Source organism: Streptomyces bathyalis (assembly GCF_015910445.1).
In the GTDB taxonomy this organism is placed as follows: domain Bacteria; phylum Actinomycetota; class Actinomycetes; order Streptomycetales; family Streptomycetaceae; genus Streptomyces; species Streptomyces bathyalis.
In genome coordinates this window covers 7039146-7058722 of record NZ_CP048882.1, presented here as the reverse complement: position 1 = coordinate 7058722, position 19577 = coordinate 7039146, and the positions used below count along the sequence as shown (strand labels likewise).

Sequence of the window (19577 nt, the reverse complement as noted above, 5' to 3'; positions counted from 1 at the left end):
GGGTCCGCCGACCCCCCGCAAGACTTAGCCGTGACCTCACTGCCCGGATGACCGAGCGTAATCAGGCCGCTTCGCAGAGCGCAAGGCGTTCACGACGATCTTCTCGGAGGGCGTGACGGAGGCGTCCGCCTGCTCCTTGCGCAGCGTCTGGACAACTCCGCCGGGGATGTTCAGCGCGGGTTCCAGGTCCTTGGGCTTGCCGATCACCTGAAAGCGGTACGGCGGACTGATCTTGTGACCGTCCACACGCACCCCTCCCGAACTGTCTGAGAAGTACGTATTCGCAACCACCCGTACGTTGTTGACCTCGATCGCCTCGGCACCGGCGGCACGGAGCTCCTGCACGGCGTCCAGGAGCATGTCTGCCTCGACCGACCCGCCGGGGTCGGTCACGGTCAGCTCGATGCCGGGGCCCTGGGCGCCCACCGTACCTGCGAGCACGCCGAGTTGGCGTGCCTTCTGACGTGTCTGCTTCCGTGCCTCCTCGGCCTGGTCCGAGCTGTTCTCCAACTCGGTGCGCTGGCCCTCCAGGCTCTGCTTCTCGTCCTCGAGACGCTTGCTGCGGTCGTCCAGTTCGTCGAGGATGCGGACCAGGTCCTCCTGGCGTGCGCCGCGCAGCGAACTGTTCTCGCTCGTGGAACGGACCTGGATCGCGAGGCCGAGGCCGAGCACGAACAGCAGCAGGGCGACGATGAGTTGGGCCCGCGTCACGCGCGGCGGCCAGACCGCCTGGGCCAGCCGCTGCCGTCCTGTGCTCCCTGATCCTCCTGCCGCATCCGGCCCGGTCTCCGCGGATTCGGAGGCGGCATCCTGCTGCTCGCGTGCCGTTCCCCCCGCACCGCTCTCGCCGAAGCTCTTCCGCTCACCGTGCGCGCTTCGCGCGGCGTCCTCCGAACTGGCTTCCTGCTCACGCGAGTTGGAAGTCTCCCGGTCACGCGGCCGCCAGGGTTCCTCCGCGGGTGCGGCGCCGGAGCGATCCCGCTTGTCGCGCCCGGAGCCTTGCGGGTCGTCCGACGCGCTGTCCTTGCCCTCCGGCCGCTCGGCCCGTTCCGGAGCGCGATCCGTTCCGCGGTCCTCCGGCCGCTTCTCAGGCGGCAGTTCGCCCGGGTTCCTGTTGCGGTCTTCGTCGCTCATCGGACTCACGCCCTGAAGACGTGCCGGCGGATCGCGGCCGCGTTGGAGAAGATGCGGATTCCGAGCACAACGACGACGCCGGTGGACAGTTGGGCCCCGACCCCGAGTTTGTCGCCGAGAAAGACGATCAGCGCCGCGACCACGACGTTCGACAGGAACGACACGACGAACACCTTGTCGTCGAAGATCCCGTCGAGCATGGCCCTCAGCCCGCCGAAGACCGCGTCCAGCGCCGCGACCACGGCGATCGGGAGATAGGGCTCGACGATCGTCGGGACGACCGGCCGGACCACAAGTCCGGCCACGACCCCCACGATGAGGCCCAGTACGGCGATCACTATCTGCTGCCCTCTCCTGTCTGCACCGGCTTTGCCGCTCGGACGATCAGACTCGGCGCGGCCGGCAACCGCACGTCGTCGTGGGTGCTGATGCTGGTGCGCACACCGTAGTTCTCCTGCAGCACCTGCAGGTACTGCCCGTCGGCACTGTCCTGGAACGTCGTGCTCAGCTCCTTGCCCGGCCCCACCGCGAGCAGGGTGTACGGAGGCACGAGTGGCTTGTTGTCCACGAGGATCGCATCACCCGCGGCCCTGATGGCCGAAAGCGACGTCAGGCGCTGGCCGTTGACGGACACGGCCTCCGCCCCGGACTCCCAGAGCCCGTTGACCACACGCTGCAGATCGCGGTCACGCACCCGCCCGTTGTCCGAGAATCCACTGCTCTGCCGGGGGCCGCCGGAGTCGCTGTCCTGGGTGTTCTTGGCGTCGTCCACGACCAGCTTGATGCCGGGCCCGTGCACGGGGAGCGCGCCCGAGAGCAGCCCGGCGACCTCCGCCTCGTTGCCCCCGTGCTTCTGCAGCGCCCTGCGCTGCCGGGCCTCGACGTCCTTGCGCAGGCGGTCGACGCTGCGCTCAAGGGAGTCGGCGCGGCGGTCGCCGTCGTCGATGCGGGTGATCAGTTCCTGCCGCTCCTTGGCGAGTTCGGGTGCGGACACCCGCGCCTGCGCCGCGCCGACGGTGACCACCAGCGCGACGAGGACCAGCCCGGCGGCGAGCCCGATCTTGGCTCGTACCGTCCGCGGCATGCCGGACCGGCCCTCGACCCCGCGACGGGAAGCGGCCTGGGCGTACCCGTCGTCGAGGCTGTTGTACATCGCATTGTTCAGCAGCGACATGGAGGCGTCGGGCCGCGCAGGCCGCGATGCGGTACTCCGTTCAGGGGGCTGCTGCGACATGACGCACATCGTCGCACGCCAAGGTCACCGCCGCCGAATGGCCCCACCTCTTTCAGGGTCAGCGGCCGGCGCTGTCGACCACCGCGGACCATTCGTCCAGCAATGCCTGTGCGGAGGCGTCGTCAGGCCCTTCTGCCCACAGATGAGTCACGGCCTCCGCAGGGTCCGGCAGCACCATCACCCACCGGCCGTCGGGCTCGACGATGCGGATGCCGTCCGTGGTGTCCACGGAGCGGTCGCCCGCGGCCTCGACGACGGTACGCATGACGAGTCCCTTCACCGCCCAGGGCGTGGCGAGATCACGCTTGAGCACGTGCGCCCGCGGGATGCGCGCGTCGATCTGGCTGAGCGTGAGCTGTGCGCGGGCGACGAGGCCGATGAGGCGCACGAAGGCGGCCGAGCCGTCGAAGACGGAACTGAACTCCGGGATGATGTAGCCGCCCCGGCCGTCCCCTCCGAAGACCGTCGTGTCGTCGCGGCCGACGCGGGTCAGGTCGTCGGGCGACGTCGTCGTCCACTCGACCTGCGTGCCGTGGTAGGCCGCCACCTGTTCCGCGATGCGGGTCGTGGTCACCGGCAGGGCCACCTTGCCACTGCGCCTCTCTGCCGCGATCAGGTCGAGCATCACCAGCAGTGCCCTGTCGTCCTCGATGATGCGGCCCCGCTCGTCGACGAGGGACAGGCGGTCGCCGACCGGGTCGAAGCGGATCCCGAAGGCGGCGCGGGCGGACGCGACGATCTCGCCGAGCCGGACGAGTCCTGAGCGTCGCTCATCGGCAGTTTCGGTTGGGCGCGACTCATCCAGGCCGGGGTTGATCGTCAGCGAGTCGACACCGAGGCGCCCGAGCAGGCTCGGCAGGACGAGCCCCGCGCTGCCGTTGGAAGCGTCCACCACGACCTTGAGTCCGGAGTCCTCCACTCCCGTGGTGTCGACGGAGCGCAGCATCGCGCCCGTGTAGGAGTCGTACACGCTCGACGGGAAGCGCAGGTCACCGATCTCACCGGGGAACGCACGCCTGTACTCCTGCCGCGCGAAGACCCTGTCGAGTTTGCGCTGCGCCGCCTGCGACAGGTCCGCTCCGCGCTCGTCGAAGAACATGATGTCGACGTTTTCCGGGACTCCCGGCGTCGTACGGATCATGATGCCGCCGGCGCTGCCGCGTGCCGTCTGCTGACGAGCGACGGGCAGCGGCACGTTCTCCAGGTCCCGCACGTCGATCGCGCTGGTCTGCAGCGCGGAGATCATGGCCCGCTTCAGCGCACGCGCACCGCGCGAGTGATCGCGGGCGGTGGTGACGGTGGACCCTTTCTTCAACGTGGTCGCGTAGGCACCGGCCAGCCGTACCGCGAGCTCCGGAGTGATCTCGACATTCACGATGCCCGACACACCACGGGCCCCGAAGAGGTGCGCCTGCCCGCGCGACTCCCAGATCACGGACGTGTTGACGAACGCGCCCGCCTCCACCGTCTTGAAGGGGTACACCCGGACGTTGCCCTGGACGATGGACTCCTCGCCGATGAGGCACTCGTCCCCGATGACGGCGCCGTCCTCGATGCGGGCGGCACGCATGATGTCGGTGTTCTTGCCGACGACGCAGCCCCGCAGGTTGGCCTGCGGTCCGATGTAGACGTTCTGGTCGACGACGGCACGGTGCAGGAAGGCGCCGCTCTTGACGACGACGTTGGATCCGATGACCGAGTGCTCGCGGAGTTCGGCGCCCGCCTCGACCTTCGCGTAATCCCCGATGTAGAGGGGACCGCGGAGATCCGCGTCGGGATGCACCTCCGCACCCTCGGCCACCCACACACCGGGTGAGATCTCGAAGCCGTCGATCTCGACGTCGACCTTGCCCTCGAGCACGTCGGCCTGCGCCTTCACATAGCTCTCGTGCGTGCCGACGTCCTCCCAGTACCCCTCGGCCACGAAGCCGTAGATCGGCTTGCCTTCCTTCATCAGCTGCGGGAAGACGTCGCCGGACCAGTCGACCGACACATCCGGGTCCACGTAGTCGAAGACCTCGGGCTCCATGACGTAGATCCCGGTGTTGACGGTGTCCGAGAAGACCTGTCCCCAGGTGGGCTTCTCCAGGAAGCGCTCCACCCGTCCGTCGTCGTTCACGATCGTGATGCCGAACTCGAGAGGATTGGGAACACGCGTGAGGCAGACGGTGACAAGTGCGCCCTGCCGCTTGTGGTAGTCGATGAGTTCCGTGAGATCGAAGTCGGTGAGCGCGTCGCCGGAGATGACGAGGAACGAGTCGTCCTTGAGGGCCTCTTCCGCATTCTTCACGCTGCCCGCGGTACCGAGGGGCTTCTCCTCGTTGGCGTAGCTCAGCTCCATGCCGAGCTCCTCGCCGTCCCCGAAGTAATTCCTGACGAGGGAGGCCAGGAATTGCACGGTCACTACGGTCTCGGTGAGCCCATGGCGCTTCAGCAACCGCAGTACGTGCTCCATGATGGGACGGTTGGCCACGGGCAGCAGCGGCTTGGGCATGCTCGCGGTCATGGGGCGAAGGCGGGTGCCTTCACCGCCGGCCATAACGACGGCCTTCATATCGGAAGCGTCCTCCTCGGTAAGACGACGGTCATACCGACTTCCCCGATCGGGGAAGGCCCACACATTCGCCAGGCACAATCCAGCCGCCCCGACCTCGGAAAAGCCTCAGGCTGCCGCCGTTCCGGCATTGATCAGACGACGCACTTGAACCACATACAGGATACCGGCCCACCAGTAGAGCGCCGTTCCCCAGCCGGCGAAGGCCCACCCGAAAACCAGCGCCAGTGACGCGATCCAGCCGGTGCCGTCACTGAGAAGCAGCAGAGGAAAGGCGTACATCAAGTTGAACGTCGCAGCTTTCCCTAGGAAGTTCACCTGGGGAGGCGCATAGCCGTGCCGGTCGAGCAACCACACCATCACCAGCAGCAGCAGTTCACGTGCCAGGAGCGTCGCGGTCAGCCAGAGCGGCAGGATCTCGCGCCAAGTGAGCCCCAGCAGAGTCGAGAGGATGTACAGCCTGTCCGCTGCGGGGTCCAGGAGCCGCCCCAGGTTGCTCACCTGGTTCCAGCGGCGGGCGAGCTTCCCGTCGAGGTAGTCGCTGATCCCGCTCAGCGCGAGGACGAGCAGGGCCCAGCCGTCGCGGTTCGGCCCGCCGAAGACAGGCCACAGGATCAGCCACAGGAAGACCGGCACGCCGACCAGGCGAGCCATGCTGAGGATGTTCGGGATGGTGAAGACCCGGCCCTCCTCGGACTTCCTGTCCTGGACCTCCACCGGGAGCCTCCTGTGAACTCTCACGCCGACGATGCACCCAGACACTACCGGCAGGCTCAGGCCCCGGATACAGGGCCCCCACTCATACGCAGAGAAGCCCCGTTGGTGTGTGTGGGTTGTTGTCCCACCCTCCAACGGGGCTTCTCCTACAGATAGTTCGGCGGTGACCTACTCTCCCACACGCTCCCGCATGCAGTACCATCGGCGCTGTAAGGCTTAGCTTCCGGGTTCGGAAAGTAACCGGGCGTTTCCCTCACGCTATGACCACCGAAACACACCCCCAGCACAACGGCCGAGGAAACTCATGTGTGTCAGCGCACTCTTCAATTAAAACCAGCTGAACAACATGGGGTTGTTGTTTCAGATACCGCACAGTGGACGCGAGCAAATCTGTGGTCAAGCCCTCGGCTTATTAGTACCGGTCAACTCCAACCCTCACGGGTCTTCCATATCCGGCCTATCAACCCGGTCATCTCCCGGGAGCCTTAACCCCACACGGGGGTGGGAGTCCTCATCTCGAAGCAGGCTTCCCGCTTAGATGCTTTCAGCGGTTATCCCTCCCGAACGTAGCCAACCAGCCATGCTCCTGGCGGAACAACTGGCACACCAGAGGTTCGTCCGTCCCGGTCCTCTCGTACTAGGGACAGCCCTTCTCAAGACTCCTACGCGCGCAGCGGATAGGGACCGAACTGTCTCACGACGTTCTAAACCCAGCTCGCGTACCGCTTTAATGGGCGAACAGCCCAACCCTTGGGACCGACTCCAGCCCCAGGATGCGACGAGCCGACATCGAGGTGCCAAACCATCCCGTCGATATGGACTCTTGGGGAAGATCAGCCTGTTATCCCCGGGGTACCTTTTATCCGTTGAGCGACGGCGCTTCCACAAGCCACCGCCGGATCACTAGTCCCGACTTTCGTCCCTGCTCGACCCGTCAGTCTCACAGTCAAGCTCCCTTGTGCACTTACACTCACCACCTGATGACCAACCAGGCTGAGGGAACCTTTGGGCGCCTCCGTTACATTTTAGGAGGCAACCGCCCCAGTTAAACTACCCACCAGACACTGTCCCTGATCCGGATCACGGACCCAGGTTAGACATCCAGCACGATCAGAGTGGTATTTCAACAACGACTCCACACCCGCTGGCGCGAATGCTTCACAGTCTCCCACCTATCCTACACAAACCGAACCGAACACCAATATCAAGCTGTAGTAAAGGTCCCGGGGTCTTTCCGTCCTGCTGCGCGAAACGAGCATCTTTACTCGTAGTGCAATTTCACCGGGCCTATGGTTGAGACAGTCAAGAAGTCGTTACGCCATTCGTGCAGGTCGGAACTTACCCGACAAGGAATTTCGCTACCTTAGGATGGTTATAGTTACCACCGCCGTTTACTGGCGCTTAAGTTCTCAGCTTCGCCACACCGAAATGTGACTAACCGGTCCCCTTAACGTTCCAGCACCGGGCAGGCGTCAGTCCGTATACATCGCCTTACGGCTTCGCACGGACCTGTGTTTTTAGTAAACAGTCGCTTCTCGCTGGTCTCTGCGGCCACCACCAGCTCCCCCAGCACGTGGGATCACCAGCCGTGGCCCCCCTTCTCCCGAAGTTACGGGGGCATTTTGCCGAGTTCCTTAACCATAGTTCACCCGAACGCCTCGGTATTCTCTACCAGACCACCTGAGTCGGTTTAGGGTACGGGCCGCAACAGCACTCGCTAGAGGCTTTTCTCGACAGCATAGGATCATCCACTTCACCACAATCGGCTCGGCATCAGGTCTCAGGCCTATGTCATGCGGATTTACCTGCATGACGCCCTACACCCTTACCCCGGGACAACCACCGCCCGGGCTGGACTACCTTCCTGCGTCACCCCATCACTCACCTACTACAAGCTCGGTCCGCCGGCTCCACCACACCAGCAGCATCCCGAAGGACACCACTGGGGGCTTCACGGGCTTAGCATCACCTGATTCAGCGTTGGCGCACTGCCACGGGTACCGGAATATCAACCGGTTATCCATCGACTACGCCTGTCGGCCTCGCCTTAGGACCCGACTTACCCTGGGCAGATCAGCTTGACCCAGGAACCCTTAGTCAATCGGCGCACACGTTTCTCACGTATGTATCGCTACTCATGCCTGCATTCTCACTCGCATACCGTCCACAACTCGCTTCCACGGCTGCTTCACCCGGCACACGACGCTCCCCTACCCACCCCAACAGGCGTTAGCCCTCATGTTGGAGTGACACGACGTCGGCGGTGTGCTTGAGCCCCGCTACATTGTCGGCGCGGAATCACTTGACCAGTGAGCTATTACGCACTCTTTCAAGGATGGCTGCTTCTAAGCCAACCTCCTGGTTGTCTCTGCGACTCCACATCCTTTCCCACTTAGCACACGCTTAGGGGCCTTAGTCGATGCTCTGGGCTGTTTCCCTCTCGACCATGGAGCTTATCCCCCACAGTCTCACTGCCGCGCTCTCACTTACCGGCATTCGGAGTTTGGCTAAGGTCAGTAACCCGGTAGGGCCCATCGCCTATCCAGTGCTCTACCTCCGGCAAGAAACACACGACGCTGCACCTAAATGCATTTCGGGGAGAACCAGCTATCACGGAGTTTGATTGGCCTTTCACCCCTAACCACAGGTCATCCCCCAGGTTTTCAACCCTGGTGGGTTCGGGCCTCCACGAAGTCTTACCTCCGCTTCACCCTGCCCATGGCTAGATCACTCCGCTTCGGGTCTTGAACACGCTACTCAAACGCCCTCTTCGGACTCGCTTTCGCTACGGCTCCCCCACACGGGTTAACCTCGCAACATGCCGCAAACTCGCAGGCTCATTCTTCAAAAGGCACGCAGTCACGACACAGGAAGAAAACTCCCTGTGCGACGCTCCCACGGCTTGTAGGCACACGGTTTCAGGTACTCTTTCACTCCGCTCCCGCGGTACTTTTCACCATTCCCTCACGGTACTATCCGCTATCGGTCACCAGGGAATATTTAGGCTTGACGGGTGGTCCCGCCAGATTCACACAGGATTTCTCGGGCCCCATGCTACTCGGGTGGTCCTCAAACAAGTTGCCGACATTTCAGCTACGGGGGTCTTACCCTCTACGCCGGGCCTTTCGCATACCCTTCGCCTACATCAACAATTTCTGACTCGCCGACCGGCCGGCAGACCGATCAAGAGAACTCCCACAACCCCGTACATGCAACCCCTGCCGGGTCTCACACACATACGGTTTAGCCTCATCCAGTTTCGCTCGCCACTACTCCCGGAATCACCGTTGTTTTCTCTTCCTGCGGGTACTGAGATGTTTCACTTCCCCGCGTTCCCTCCACACACCCTATACATTCAGATGCGGGTGACAGCCCATGACGACTGCCGGGTTTCCCCATTCGGACACCCCCGGATCACAGCTCGGTTGACAACTCCCCGGGGCCTATCGCGGCCTCCCACGTCCTTCATCGGTTCCTGGTGCCAAGGCATCCACCGTGCGCCCTTAAAAACTTGGCCACAGATGCTCGCGTCCACTGTGCAGTTCTCAAACAACAACCAGCCACCCACCACCCCAGACCACACAAGCCTGAGTACACCAGGGCCGGCAACCAAGAGACACACACCACCACCAACACAACAGCGGCGGCGCCCGCACTCTCAGACACCCAACAGCGCGCCCAACCCCCTGACACCACCTGCTCGTTCCACACCCCACCACCCCTCGCAAACCGAGGGACGGAGAAAGCAGTACTGGAAGCAGGCCCGCGTCAGCAGGCTGAATAGTCAACGTTCCACCCATGAGCTACCAGCACCGGACGTGCGCCGGTGTACTGGCCTCTGCAGCCGCACCCCTTACACCGTGATGGCGTAGAGAGCGGGACTGAAGATGCTCCTTAGAAAGGAGGTGATCCAGCCGCACCTTCCGGTACGGCTACCTTGTTACGACTTCGTCCCAATCGCCAGTCCCACCTTCGACGGCTCCCTCCCACAAGGGGTTGGGCCACCGGCTTCGGGTGTTACCGACTTTCGTGACGTGACGGGCGGTGTGTACAAGGCCCGGGAACGTATTCACCGCAGCAATGCTGATCTGCGATTACTAGCGACTCCGACTTCATGGGGTCGAGTTGCAGACCCCAATCCGAACTGAGACCGGCTTTTTGAGATTCGCTCCACCTCACGGCATCGCAACTCATTGTACCGGCCATTGTAGCACGTGTGCAGCCCAAGACATAAGGGGCATGATGACTTGACGTCGTCCCCACCTTCCTCCGAGTTGACCCCGGCAGTCTCCCGTGAGTCCCCAGCACCACAAGGGCCTGCTGGCAACACGAGACAAGGGTTGCGCTCGTTGCGGGACTTAACCCAACATCTCACGACACGAGCTGACGACAGCCATGCACCACCTGTACACCAACCACAAGGGGGGCTGTGTCTCCACAGCTTTCTGGTGTATGTCAAGCCTTGGTAAGGTTCTTCGCGTTGCGTCGAATTAAGCCACATGCTCCGCCGCTTGTGCGGGCCCCCGTCAATTCCTTTGAGTTTTAGCCTTGCGGCCGTACTCCCCAGGCGGGGCACTTAATGCGTTAGCTGCGGCACGGACAACGTGGAATGTCGCCCACACCTAGTGCCCAACGTTTACGGCATGGACTACCAGGGTATCTAATCCTGTTCGCTCCCCATGCTTTCGCTCCTCAGCGTCAGTATCGGCCCAGAGATCCGCCTTCGCCACCGGTGTTCCTCCTGATATCTGCGCATTTCACCGCTACACCAGGAATTCCGATCTCCCCTACCGAACTCCAGCCTGCCCGTATCGAATGCAGACCCAGGGTTAAGCCCCGGGCTTTCACATCCGACGTGACAGGCCGCCTACGAGCTCTTTACGCCCAATAATTCCGGACAACGCTCGCACCCTACGTATTACCGCGGCTGCTGGCACGTAGTTAGCCGGTGCTTCTTCTGCAGGTACCGTCACTTGCGCTTCTTCCCTGCTGAAAGAGGTTTACAACCCGAAGGCCGTCATCCCTCACGCGGCGTCGCTGCATCAGGCTTCCGCCCATTGTGCAATATTCCCCACTGCTGCCTCCCGTAGGAGTCTGGGCCGTGTCTCAGTCCCAGTGTGGCCGGTCGCCCTCTCAGGCCGGCTACCCGTCGTCGCCTTGGTAGGCCATCACCCCACCAACAAGCTGATAGGCCGCGGGCTCATCCTGCACCGCCGAAGCTTTCCACCCCCAAGGATGCCCAAGGAAGTAGTATCCGGTATTAGACCCCGTTTCCAGGGCTTGTCCCGAAGTGCAGGGCAGATTGCCCACGTGTTACTCACCCGTTCGCCACTAATCCACCCCCGAAGAGGCTTCATCGTTCGACTTGCATGTGTTAAGCACGCCGCCAGCGTTCGTCCTGAGCCAGGATCAAACTCTCCGTGAATGCCTTCAAAAAGACAGACCACAAAGAGCGGCACAACCAGGAGGAATAATCCCAGTCGTGCACAGCATCCTCGCTGTCATCAAAGAAATCCACACCCCCAAAAACCCGGGGATGCGGGGTATCAACATATCTGGCGTTGACTTTTGGCACGCTGTTGAGTTCTCAAAGAACGGGCGCTTCCATCACAACCCTCACGGGCCACTCCGGGCGCTTCCCTCTCGGTGATCCCGACACTATCAAAGTCCTTGCCCTGCAACCGAATTGGGGCTTCCGGCCGAGCAGTCGGGCTCTCGGTCGGCCCACGAACAGTACCGGGCAGTAGGAGCGGAGGCAAATTGTTTTCGCGGCCGCGGGCCAGGGCGCACGCCCGAGGGGCGGTGGTGGATGCACACGCCACGCCCTCTCGCACGCGCTGAGCGGGCGGTTTCCATGACTTACGCTTCTCAACGAGGCGCCGTCCAGGTCAGGTCGGGGACGGCGGACGTTCCGTTCCCTCACCGGGAGGCACCATGACCACCGTTACGTCCCCGCTGGCCGGAGTCGCCGTCGGACTCTCGGCGGTGCCCGACCCCGTCTTCTCCGCATCGATGGTCGGTCCCGGTACGGCCGTGGACCCGGTGCGGGGGCCCATCGAGGCCGTCTCCCCCGTCGACGGGATCATCTTCTCGCTCCATCCGCACGCCTTCGTCGTCGTCGACGCGGACGGTCGCGGCGTGCTGACCCATCTCGGGATCGACACGGTGCAGCTCAACGGAGAAGGGTTCGAACTCCTCGCCTCCAAGGGCGACACGGTGGAGCGCGGACAGGCACTCGTGCGCTGGGACCCGGCCGTCATCGAGCAGGCGGGGAAGTCGCCCATCTCCCCCGTGATCGCTCTCGAGGCCTCCTCGGACTCACTCGGGGCCGTACTCGAGGAAGGTGTCGTCGACACCGGCACGACGCTCTTCAAGTGGAAGTGACACCCCTGCGAACTCCCTCGCAGAGCATCCGGTGCCAGTGATGTACAGCGGTGCCGGGCTCACCGCAGCAACCGGAGATGAGTGAGATGGACACAACCCTTCGAGGCGTCGGCGTAAGCCACGGGGTGGCGATCGGCGAGGTACGGCACATGGGCACGGCCGTCATGGAGCCGCCTGCCCGGCAGATCTCCGAAACCGAGACGCAGCGGGAGCAGCAGCGGGCGCAACGTTCCGTCGAGGCTGTGGCCAACGACCTGATGGCGCGGGGGAATCTCGCGGGCGGCGAGGCACAGGCCGTGCTGGAGGCGCAGGCCATGATGGCCCAGGACCCCGAGCTGCTGGCCGACGTGGAACGCCGTATCGCCGTGGGAAGCACGGCGGAGCGTGCCGTCTACGACGCCTTCGCCTCCTACCGTGCGCTGCTGGCAGGGGCCGGCGAGTACCTGGCCGGGCGGGTGGCGGATCTGGACGACGTGCGCAATCGCATCGTCGCGCGCCTGATGGGTGTGCCGATGCCCGGCGTGCCGGACAGCGACCGCCCGTTCGTGCTCGTCGCGCGTGACCTTGCCCCCGCGGACACCGCACTGCTGGATCCGTCGCTCGTGCTCGGCTTCGTGACGGAGGAAGGCGGACCCACCAGTCACAGTGCCATTCTCGCCCGGGCTCTGGGAGTGCCTGCCGTGGTGGCACTCGCGGGTGCCTGCGACGTGGCCGAGGGGACCGTTGTCGCGGTCGACGGCAGCTCCGGGACCGTGCGCGTCTCGCCCAGCGAAGCCGAACAGGCCGAACTGGCCCGGGAGGCCGAGGAGCGGAAGGCGGCGCTCGACGGGGCCAAGGGGCCTGGAGCGACATCCGACGGGCACAAGGTGCCACTGCTGGCGAACGTCGGCGGGCCCGCGGATGTGGACGCCGCCGTCGAGGCCGGGGCGGAGGGCGTCGGCCTGTTCCGTACCGAGTTCCTCTTCCTCGACGACAGCACGAAGGCACCCTCCGAGGAGAAGCAGGTCACGGCCTACCGGCAGGTACTCGAGGCGTTCCCCGAGGGGCGTGTCGTCGTGCGCGTGCTGGATGCCGGAGCCGACAAGCCGCTGGACTTCCTCACCCCCGGAGACGAGCCGAACCCGGCCCTCGGCGTCCGCGGTCTGCGTACGCTGCTCGACCACCCCGAGGTGCTCCGGGGGCAGCTCACCGCGCTGGCGAAGGCGGCCGACGGGCTGCCCGTCTATCTCGAGGTGATGGCCCCCATGGTGGCCGACCGCGCCGACGCGAAGGCTTTCGCCGCCGCCTGCCGGGAGGCGGGCCTGGAGGCCAAGTGCGGCGTGATGGTGGAGGTGCCGTCGGCGGCGCTGCGGGCCCGGTCGGTGCTGCAGGAGGTGGAGTTCCTCTCTCTGGGGACGAACGACCTCGCGCAGTACACCTTTGCCGCGGACCGTCAGGTCGGTGCGGTCTCCCGGTTGCAGGACCCTTGGCAGCCCGCGCTGCTGGACCTGGTGGCGCTCGCCACCGAGGCCGCCTCGGCGGAGGGGAAGAGCTGCGGCGTGTGCGGCGAGGCGGCCGCGGATCCGCTGCTGGCCTGCGTGCTGACGGGTCTTGGCGTGACCAGCCTGTCGATGGGTGCCGCCTCCATTCCGTACGTACGGGCCACGCTCGCCAAGCACACGCTGGCCCAGTGCGAGCGTGCGGCCTCCGCGGCGCGGGCCGCCGACTCCGCGCACGATTCGCGCATCGCCGCCCAGGCCGTGCTCTCCGGCGAGTGAGCCGAGCCAGCGGCGGCGCGGGCGAGGCGTCCCCGCCTGCCTGAGAGAGATCGCGAACACCGGCTGCTCGGCCGGCGTCGCCCATCGGGCCCGCCCATTCCCGATGAGGCGGGCGGGCCGGGTCAGCAGTGCAGTTCACCTCCCGGGTGCGGAAGGTCATGGCCAGGGGCATGCTCGACGCCGGGCTCGGGGGCGACGGGCTCCTTGGTCGCCGGGTCCGTGCAGTACGCGGCGAAGACCTCGGCGGCGCTCAGCGGCCGGAGCCAGCATGCCGACGCGTCCAGTTGCCAGCCGCGCACGACGTCACGCACCGCGTGCTTCTCACCGCCGGTGCCGACGGCGGCCGTTGTGGCCTCGCCCGCTTCCGCACGCGGGCCGCCTGTTTCCGTACGCAGAACGAGACCTCCGTCGCTGCCGGTGGCGATGCCCGCGGCGAGGGCGGTGGTCAGCGCCAGCACCGCGGACTCATGGGCGTCGAAGGCGCCTTCGCCGGTACGCCGCACATCCAGAGAGGTGACGAGGGGTGAGCCGGCGACCGCGACGCTGGCGACCAAATGATGGACGCCGGAGCCCGCGGCATCGAGCACCGCGCTCACCGCCCGCGCGGCCCTGTCGAAGGCCGCCCTCCCGATGTCGCTCCCGCAGCGTCCGCAGGATCCCACCCGCGCCAGGATCTCCACCCCGGTCTGCCAGGTGAGACGGCAGGCGTGTGCGTCGCGGAGTTCGGGCAGCAACCGGCCCAGCGTCTGGCCTCCGTACGGCACCGTGGTGCCGGCAGCGGCGACCTCCGCGACGTACCGGCTGCGGCTGGCCGCGGTATCGGGGTCGAGCGCCTGTTCCTGGCAGAACAGCTCGTAGTCGACGGCGTCGAACAGCGCCAGTCGAGTGTGCACATGATCTGCCGTCAGCGAGCGCAGCAGTCCCTCGAGTTGGCGCAGATAGCTCCGGTGATCGTCGAAGGCGAAGGACCCGTAGGTACGCATGCGGGCGAAGTGCGCCTCGTCGGCCAGGACCGGCACGATGCTCGGTGCTTCACGGCGCAGGATGCGGCGACGGCTGCGCTTGCGGCTTCTGGTGTGTGCCATGGGCTCCCCCTCGGACCGTACGGATCACTTGCTCACTCACCGTAATCAGGGGGTCTGACAGTGCGCCCCAGGCGGTCCCGGTCAGCCGTTGCGCTCCTGGGCCAGCCGTTCGTAGAAGCGGAGCAGTTCGACGTCGTCGACGGAGCCGGGGTTGACGGCCTTGTCCAGCCGGGTGCCCTGGAGGAGGCGCTTGACCGGGACTTCGAGGCGCTTTCCGGTCAGGGTGTGCGGCACGCCGTCGATCCGGATGATCTCGTCGGGCACATGGCGCGGCGAGAGCCCTTCCCGGATGGTGCGCTTGATGCGGTCACGCAGCGCGTCATCGAGCTCGGCTCCCTGGGCGAGGTGGACGAAGAGCGGCATCCAGTAGCCGCCGTCGGCCTGCTCGACGCCGATGACGAGGGATTCGCGGATCTCCGGCAGACGCTCGACGGCCTCGTAGATGTCGGCCGAGCCCATGCGGACACCCTGGCGGTTGAGCGTGGAGTCCGAACGGCCGTGGATGACAACGGTGTTGCGGCCGGTGAGCGTGATCCAGTCGCCGTGCCGCCAGACGCCCGGGAACATCTCGAAGTAGCTGTCCCTGTAGCGCGAACCGTCCGGGTCGTTCCAGAAGTGGATGGGCATGGACGGCATGGGACGGGTGACGACGAGTTCGCCGACCTCGTCGGTGAGAGGCTTGCCCTGCGGGTCCCAGGACTGCAGATCGGTGGCGAGTGAGGGGGCCTGCAGCTCGCCCGTGTGCACGGGGAGGGTGGGGACGGCCCCGGCGAAGCAGCTGCACACGTCGGTGCCGCCGCTGACGGAGGCGATCCACATGTCGTGGGAGATCTCGTCGTGGATCCAGCGGAAACCGTCGGGCGGCAGCGGCGACCCGGTGGTGGCGACGCACTTGACGCGGGAGAGGTCCAGGTCGCGGCCCGGATGGATGTCCGCCTTGCCGCAGGCCATGATGTACGCCGCCGACGTGCCGAAGAAGGTCGTGCCGGTACGGGCGGCCACGTTCCACTGGGCGTTCATGTCCGGGTGTCCCGGGCTGCCGTCGTAGGTGACGACGGTGCAGCCCGTCAGCAGTCCGGAGATGAGGAAGTTCCACATCATCCAGCCCGTGGAGGTGTACCAGAAGAAGCGGTCGCCGGGGCCTGTGTCGCAGTGCAGTCCGAGCTGCTTGAGGTGTTCCAGGAGGATGCCGCCCTGCGACTGCACGATGGCCTTGGGCAGGCCGGTGGTTCCGGAGGAGTACAGGACCCACAGCGGGTGTGCGAAGGGCAGCTGCTCGAAGACGGGTTCGCTGTCCTCCGAGCCGGTGAGCGCGGACCATTCGAGCATCCCCTCGGGCGCGGGGGTGCCGAGCAGGGGAACGTGAACCACCGCGCGCAGGCTGGGCAGTTCGCGGCGGAGTTCGGCCACGGTCTCGCTGCGGTCGTGTTCCTTGCCGCCGTAGCGGTATCCGTCCACCGTGAACAGGACGGCCGGCTCGACCTGTTGGAAGCGGTCCAGGACGCTGCGGGCGCCGAAGTCGGGTGCGCACGACGTCCATACCGCGCCGACGGCGGCGGTCGCGAGCAGGGCGACAACCGCCTCGGGGACGTTGGGGAGGTAGCCGCTGACGCGGTCGCCGGGGCCCACGCCGAGGCGGCGAAGCTCGGCGGACAAAGAGCCCACCTGGCGCCGCAGTTCGCGCCATGTGACGGGACGGGGCTCGTGCTCCTCGTCGACGTGCAGGAGGGCCGGGTCGTCCGCTCGTGCCGGGTCCTCCGCGGTGCGCAGCGCGTGCTCCGCGTAGTTGAGCTTCGCCCCGGGGAACCATTCGGCGCCGGGCATCGCGGAGTCGGCAAGCACCGTCTCGTACGGGGCCGAGAAGCGGACGTCGAACCACTCGGTGAGCGCCTTCCAGAAGGCCGGCAGCTCCTCCACGGACCAGCGGTGCAGCGCGGCGTAGCTCGTCTCCGGGTCGCCCGGGACGGCGGCGGGCGCACCGTGGTGCTCGGCCGCCCACGATTGGAAGCGCGTGATCCGTGCGCCAGCCACGCGGTCCGCGTCCGGCCGCCAGAGGGGTTCCGGCGTGACGGGCTGCGGCTGCGGTGTGCTGTGCGCTGTGGTCATGGCGGCTCCCGGTCCGTTTGGGCTGGCGGCACGCCTGGCGGGCGTACGTCTGACTGATCAGGACGATGCCATGCGGTCATCGCTCACGCCAGGGCGTACACCACATGCCGGGCTCGAGGCGAATGTGTCGGGACCATGCTCCGATCCTGAGAGGCACGGGCGCGCGCACCACATCGGCGGGGTGTACGTGGAGGCGCAGGGGCGCACGACAAGAGCGGATGGTCCCTGGATGAACTCCAGTTGAACGCCGATGACGCCGGCGCACCCCGCTGGCACCCTGAACAGCATGGATGGGCGTGGCCTGGTGGGGACGGTGAGGGCGGCGGGCGCGGCCTGGCGGGCGCGGTCCGGGGGCTCCTCGTGGGGGCGCCGTCGTGCGTCGGCCGGCCGGGATCAGCCTCAGGGGACCGAGCGGGCGCGCGTGCCCGGACCGGCGAGCGGTGCGCTGGCACGGCCGGGGGGCGGACTGATCCAGTTCGGGCGTTCATCGCTCCTGGTGCAGGTGGCGACGGGCGGAGCGGTCTTCGTGGGCTGGGACGGTGCGGAGCCGTGCCCGTCGTCGGCCCTGCCCGGGCCTGCTCCGAGGCCGGACACGCGGGCGGTCCTGGAGCCGGACAAGGACGGCGGGTGGCGGGTGGTCTCCGAGCGGCTGCTCGTGACCATCACCCGGCACGGCACGGTGGACGTGTGCACTCCGGGAGGCGAACTGCTCCGCAGGGATCTGCCGCCGCGCTGGTGGGAGGCGGCCGGAGGTCTGGGCCCGTACGCGCAACGGCAACTCGGCGGACGGAGCCGGCCGAACGGGGCCGAGGTCGGGGAGGCCGAGGGCGCGGCTGCTCGGGATGCGGCGGCCGGCGAGGAGGCTGCCGAGGGCGAGGAGCCTGCCCCACCGGAGGAGCAGGGAGCGGAGACATCGGCGTTCCCTCCCGCCGGAGGCGGCCGCTGGATGCACCGCTCCCAAGTGGCCGCCGACGCCCGCTTCTTCGGCCTGGGTGGGCATGCCTGCGGGCCGCCGCTGCCCAACGGCTCGTACCGGCTGCGCAATTGGAAGGGTGCCGTCCCCGACGCGGCGGCGCCCCCGGGTGACGGCATGCCGCACATCACCATGCCCGTGCAGCTGGTCGTGGCGGACGCGGGCACGCATCTGGTCTTCCACGACAACCCCGGAGAGGGCCGGGTGACGGTACGGGAGGGCGTGGAAGGCAGAGGGTCGGGCCACGACCGGCCGGGCTCCAGCGAGATCCGCATGGACGGCGGGCCGCTGCGCTACTGGGTGATCGCCGGGCCGCCCGCGCGCGTGCTGCACAGCTGGGCGCGGTTGACGGGTGCGCCTTCACTGCCGCCCGGCTGGGCGCTGGGCTACCAGCACTCGGGGCAGTTCTCGGGCTCGGCCCGCCGGGCGCGCGATGCGGCCACCGGATACCGGGAGCGTGAACTGCCACTGCGCGCACTGCGCTTGGACGAGGACAGGCATGCCGGGCACCGGCTCCTCAGGGGAGGGCGGGGAAGGGCGGCCGATGATCTGCCCCGTCTCTCCGCCGAGTTGAGGACCGAGGGCGTGGAACTGGTGGCCCCCGGACATGCCGGGAGGGCGGTGACTTCCGCATCGGCAGGCACGGACGTGAGCGCGTCCGGTGTGAGCGACGCGCGGGTGAGCGGCGGCACCGCGGCCGATGCGGCAGCGGAGAACGGCACGAACACCAGCACAGCCACAAGCAGAGACACCGGCACCGGCACCGGCACCGGCACCGAGTTCGTCCTCATGTCCTCGGGCTGGGCGGGCATGCAGCGCGGCGGCGGCACCTGGGGCGGGGAGGTTTCCACGGGGTGGGAAGGGCTGCGCGCGTCGCTGTCCCTGGTCGTGGGACTGGGGCTGTGCGGCGTGCCGTACTCGGGCCCGGGGATCGGCGGGACGACCGGCTCCCCGTCTCCGGAGCTGTATCTGCGCTGGTTCCAATTGGCCGCCTGGTACCCGCACTTCCACGCGCACGGCGCCAAGGGCATTGGTTCGCGGGAGCCTTGGGCGTTCGGTGGCGAGGTCCTGGAAGGCTGCGCGGCCGCGATGGCCGAACGGGAGCGGCTTCGCCCGTACTTCACGACACTCGCCCATGTGGCCCACCGCACGGGAGCTCCGTACGTACGCCCCCTGTGGTGGCAGCACCCTCGCGAGCGCTCGCTGCGCGAGTGCGGTGACGCCTTCCTGCTGGGGGACGCGCTGCTGGTGGCGCCCGCACTGGAAGAGGGCATGCGCCGGCGTCCGGTGCGGCTGCCGTACGGACGCTGGTACGAGACGGTCACCGGCAAGGTGCACGAAGGGCCTGGCGAGGTGCAGCTCGACGCCCCTCTGTCGCGCATCCCGGTTCTCGCGCGGGCCGGTGCCGCGGTGCCGGTGAGCGGAGACGACGGAAGCACGGAACTGGAGGTGTGGACGCCGGCACCGGGACGCCGGGGCAAGGGACTCGTCATCCGCGACGCCGACGAGCGCACCGCCGATCATCCCGTGCCCGCCGAGCGGTTCACCGTTGTGCGGCGCGACGACACCACCGTGGTGACCCGGGAAGACGGTACTGCCGCGGGCTACCCGGTACGGGTGCGCGGCTGATAGA

Annotated in this window: 10 protein-coding genes and 3 rRNA genes; 3 read left to right on the top strand and 10 right to left on the bottom strand. The window is 66.7% G+C overall.

The window, feature by feature from the left end:
* Positions 1 to 36: 36 nt before the first annotated feature.
* The 8 genes from G4Z16_RS32830 to G4Z16_RS30645 form a co-directional block, all read right to left on the bottom strand.
* Positions 37 to 1098, bottom strand: coding sequence for a DUF881 domain-containing protein (locus tag G4Z16_RS32830; protein ID WP_425508190.1), 1062 nt, complete (start codon positions 1096 to 1098; stop codon positions 37 to 39).
* Positions 1099 to 1139: 41 nt separating this feature from the next.
* Positions 1140 to 1472, bottom strand: coding sequence for a small basic family protein (locus tag G4Z16_RS30675; protein WP_028437366.1), 333 nt, complete (start codon positions 1470 to 1472; stop codon positions 1140 to 1142).
* Positions 1472 to 2368: a DUF881 domain-containing protein gene (locus G4Z16_RS30670; RefSeq protein ID WP_197353820.1), complete on the bottom strand. Its 897-nt coding sequence runs from the start codon at positions 2366 to 2368 to the stop codon at positions 1472 to 1474. Before G4Z16_RS30670 ends, G4Z16_RS30675 begins: the two co-directional genes overlap by 1 nt.
* A gap of 58 nt (positions 2369 to 2426) precedes the next feature.
* Positions 2427 to 4922 (bottom strand): mannose-1-phosphate guanyltransferase, encoded by a 2496-nt coding sequence (locus G4Z16_RS30665; protein ID WP_197353819.1) that lies wholly within the window; start codon positions 4920 to 4922, stop codon positions 2427 to 2429.
* 108 nt (positions 4923 to 5030) lie between these two features.
* Positions 5031 to 5639 (bottom strand): cardiolipin synthase ClsA, encoded by a 609-nt coding sequence (gene clsA, locus G4Z16_RS30660; RefSeq protein ID WP_197353818.1) that lies wholly within the window; start codon positions 5637 to 5639, stop codon positions 5031 to 5033.
* A gap of 155 nt (positions 5640 to 5794) precedes the next feature.
* Positions 5795 to 5911, bottom strand: a 5S ribosomal RNA gene (rrf, locus tag G4Z16_RS30655).
* A gap of 120 nt (positions 5912 to 6031) precedes the next feature.
* Positions 6032 to 9156: ribosomal RNA gene (locus tag G4Z16_RS30650) — 23S ribosomal RNA — on the bottom strand.
* Positions 9157 to 9537: 381 nt separating this feature from the next.
* Positions 9538 to 11064 (bottom strand): 16S ribosomal RNA (locus tag G4Z16_RS30645).
* Together the 16S, 23S and 5S rRNA genes form the textbook arrangement of a ribosomal RNA operon.
* A gap of 509 nt (positions 11065 to 11573) precedes the next feature.
* Between G4Z16_RS30645 and G4Z16_RS30640 the strand changes: the two genes are divergently transcribed.
* Together G4Z16_RS30640 and ptsP are read left to right on the top strand one after the other, a co-directional pair.
* Entirely contained in the window at positions 11574 to 12023 is a 450-nt protein-coding gene (locus tag G4Z16_RS30640; protein ID WP_197353817.1) for a PTS sugar transporter subunit IIA, read from the top strand.
* Between the two features lie 86 nt (positions 12024 to 12109).
* Positions 12110 to 13780 carry a phosphoenolpyruvate--protein phosphotransferase gene (gene ptsP / locus G4Z16_RS30635; RefSeq protein ID WP_197353816.1) on the top strand — a complete coding sequence of 557 codons (1671 nt, stop codon included), beginning with the start codon at positions 12110 to 12112 and terminating at the stop codon, positions 13778 to 13780.
* 122 nt (positions 13781 to 13902) lie between these two features.
* Here the strand turns inward: ptsP and G4Z16_RS30630 are convergent, their stop codons facing one another.
* Together G4Z16_RS30630 and G4Z16_RS30625 are read right to left on the bottom strand one after the other, a co-directional pair.
* Positions 13903 to 14865: a hypothetical protein gene (locus tag G4Z16_RS30630; protein WP_197353815.1), complete on the bottom strand. Its 963-nt coding sequence runs from the start codon at positions 14863 to 14865 to the stop codon at positions 13903 to 13905.
* A gap of 81 nt (positions 14866 to 14946) precedes the next feature.
* Positions 14947 to 16971: an acetoacetate--CoA ligase gene (locus G4Z16_RS30625; protein WP_197353814.1), complete on the bottom strand. Its 2025-nt coding sequence runs from the start codon at positions 16969 to 16971 to the stop codon at positions 14947 to 14949.
* Between the two features lie 286 nt (positions 16972 to 17257).
* On the opposite strand from G4Z16_RS30625, the gene G4Z16_RS30620 reads away from it, so the two are divergent.
* Positions 17258 to 19573, top strand: coding sequence for a glycoside hydrolase family 31 protein (locus tag G4Z16_RS30620; RefSeq protein ID WP_197353813.1), 2316 nt, complete (start codon positions 17258 to 17260; stop codon positions 19571 to 19573).
* Positions 19574 to 19577: the final 4 nt, after the last annotated feature.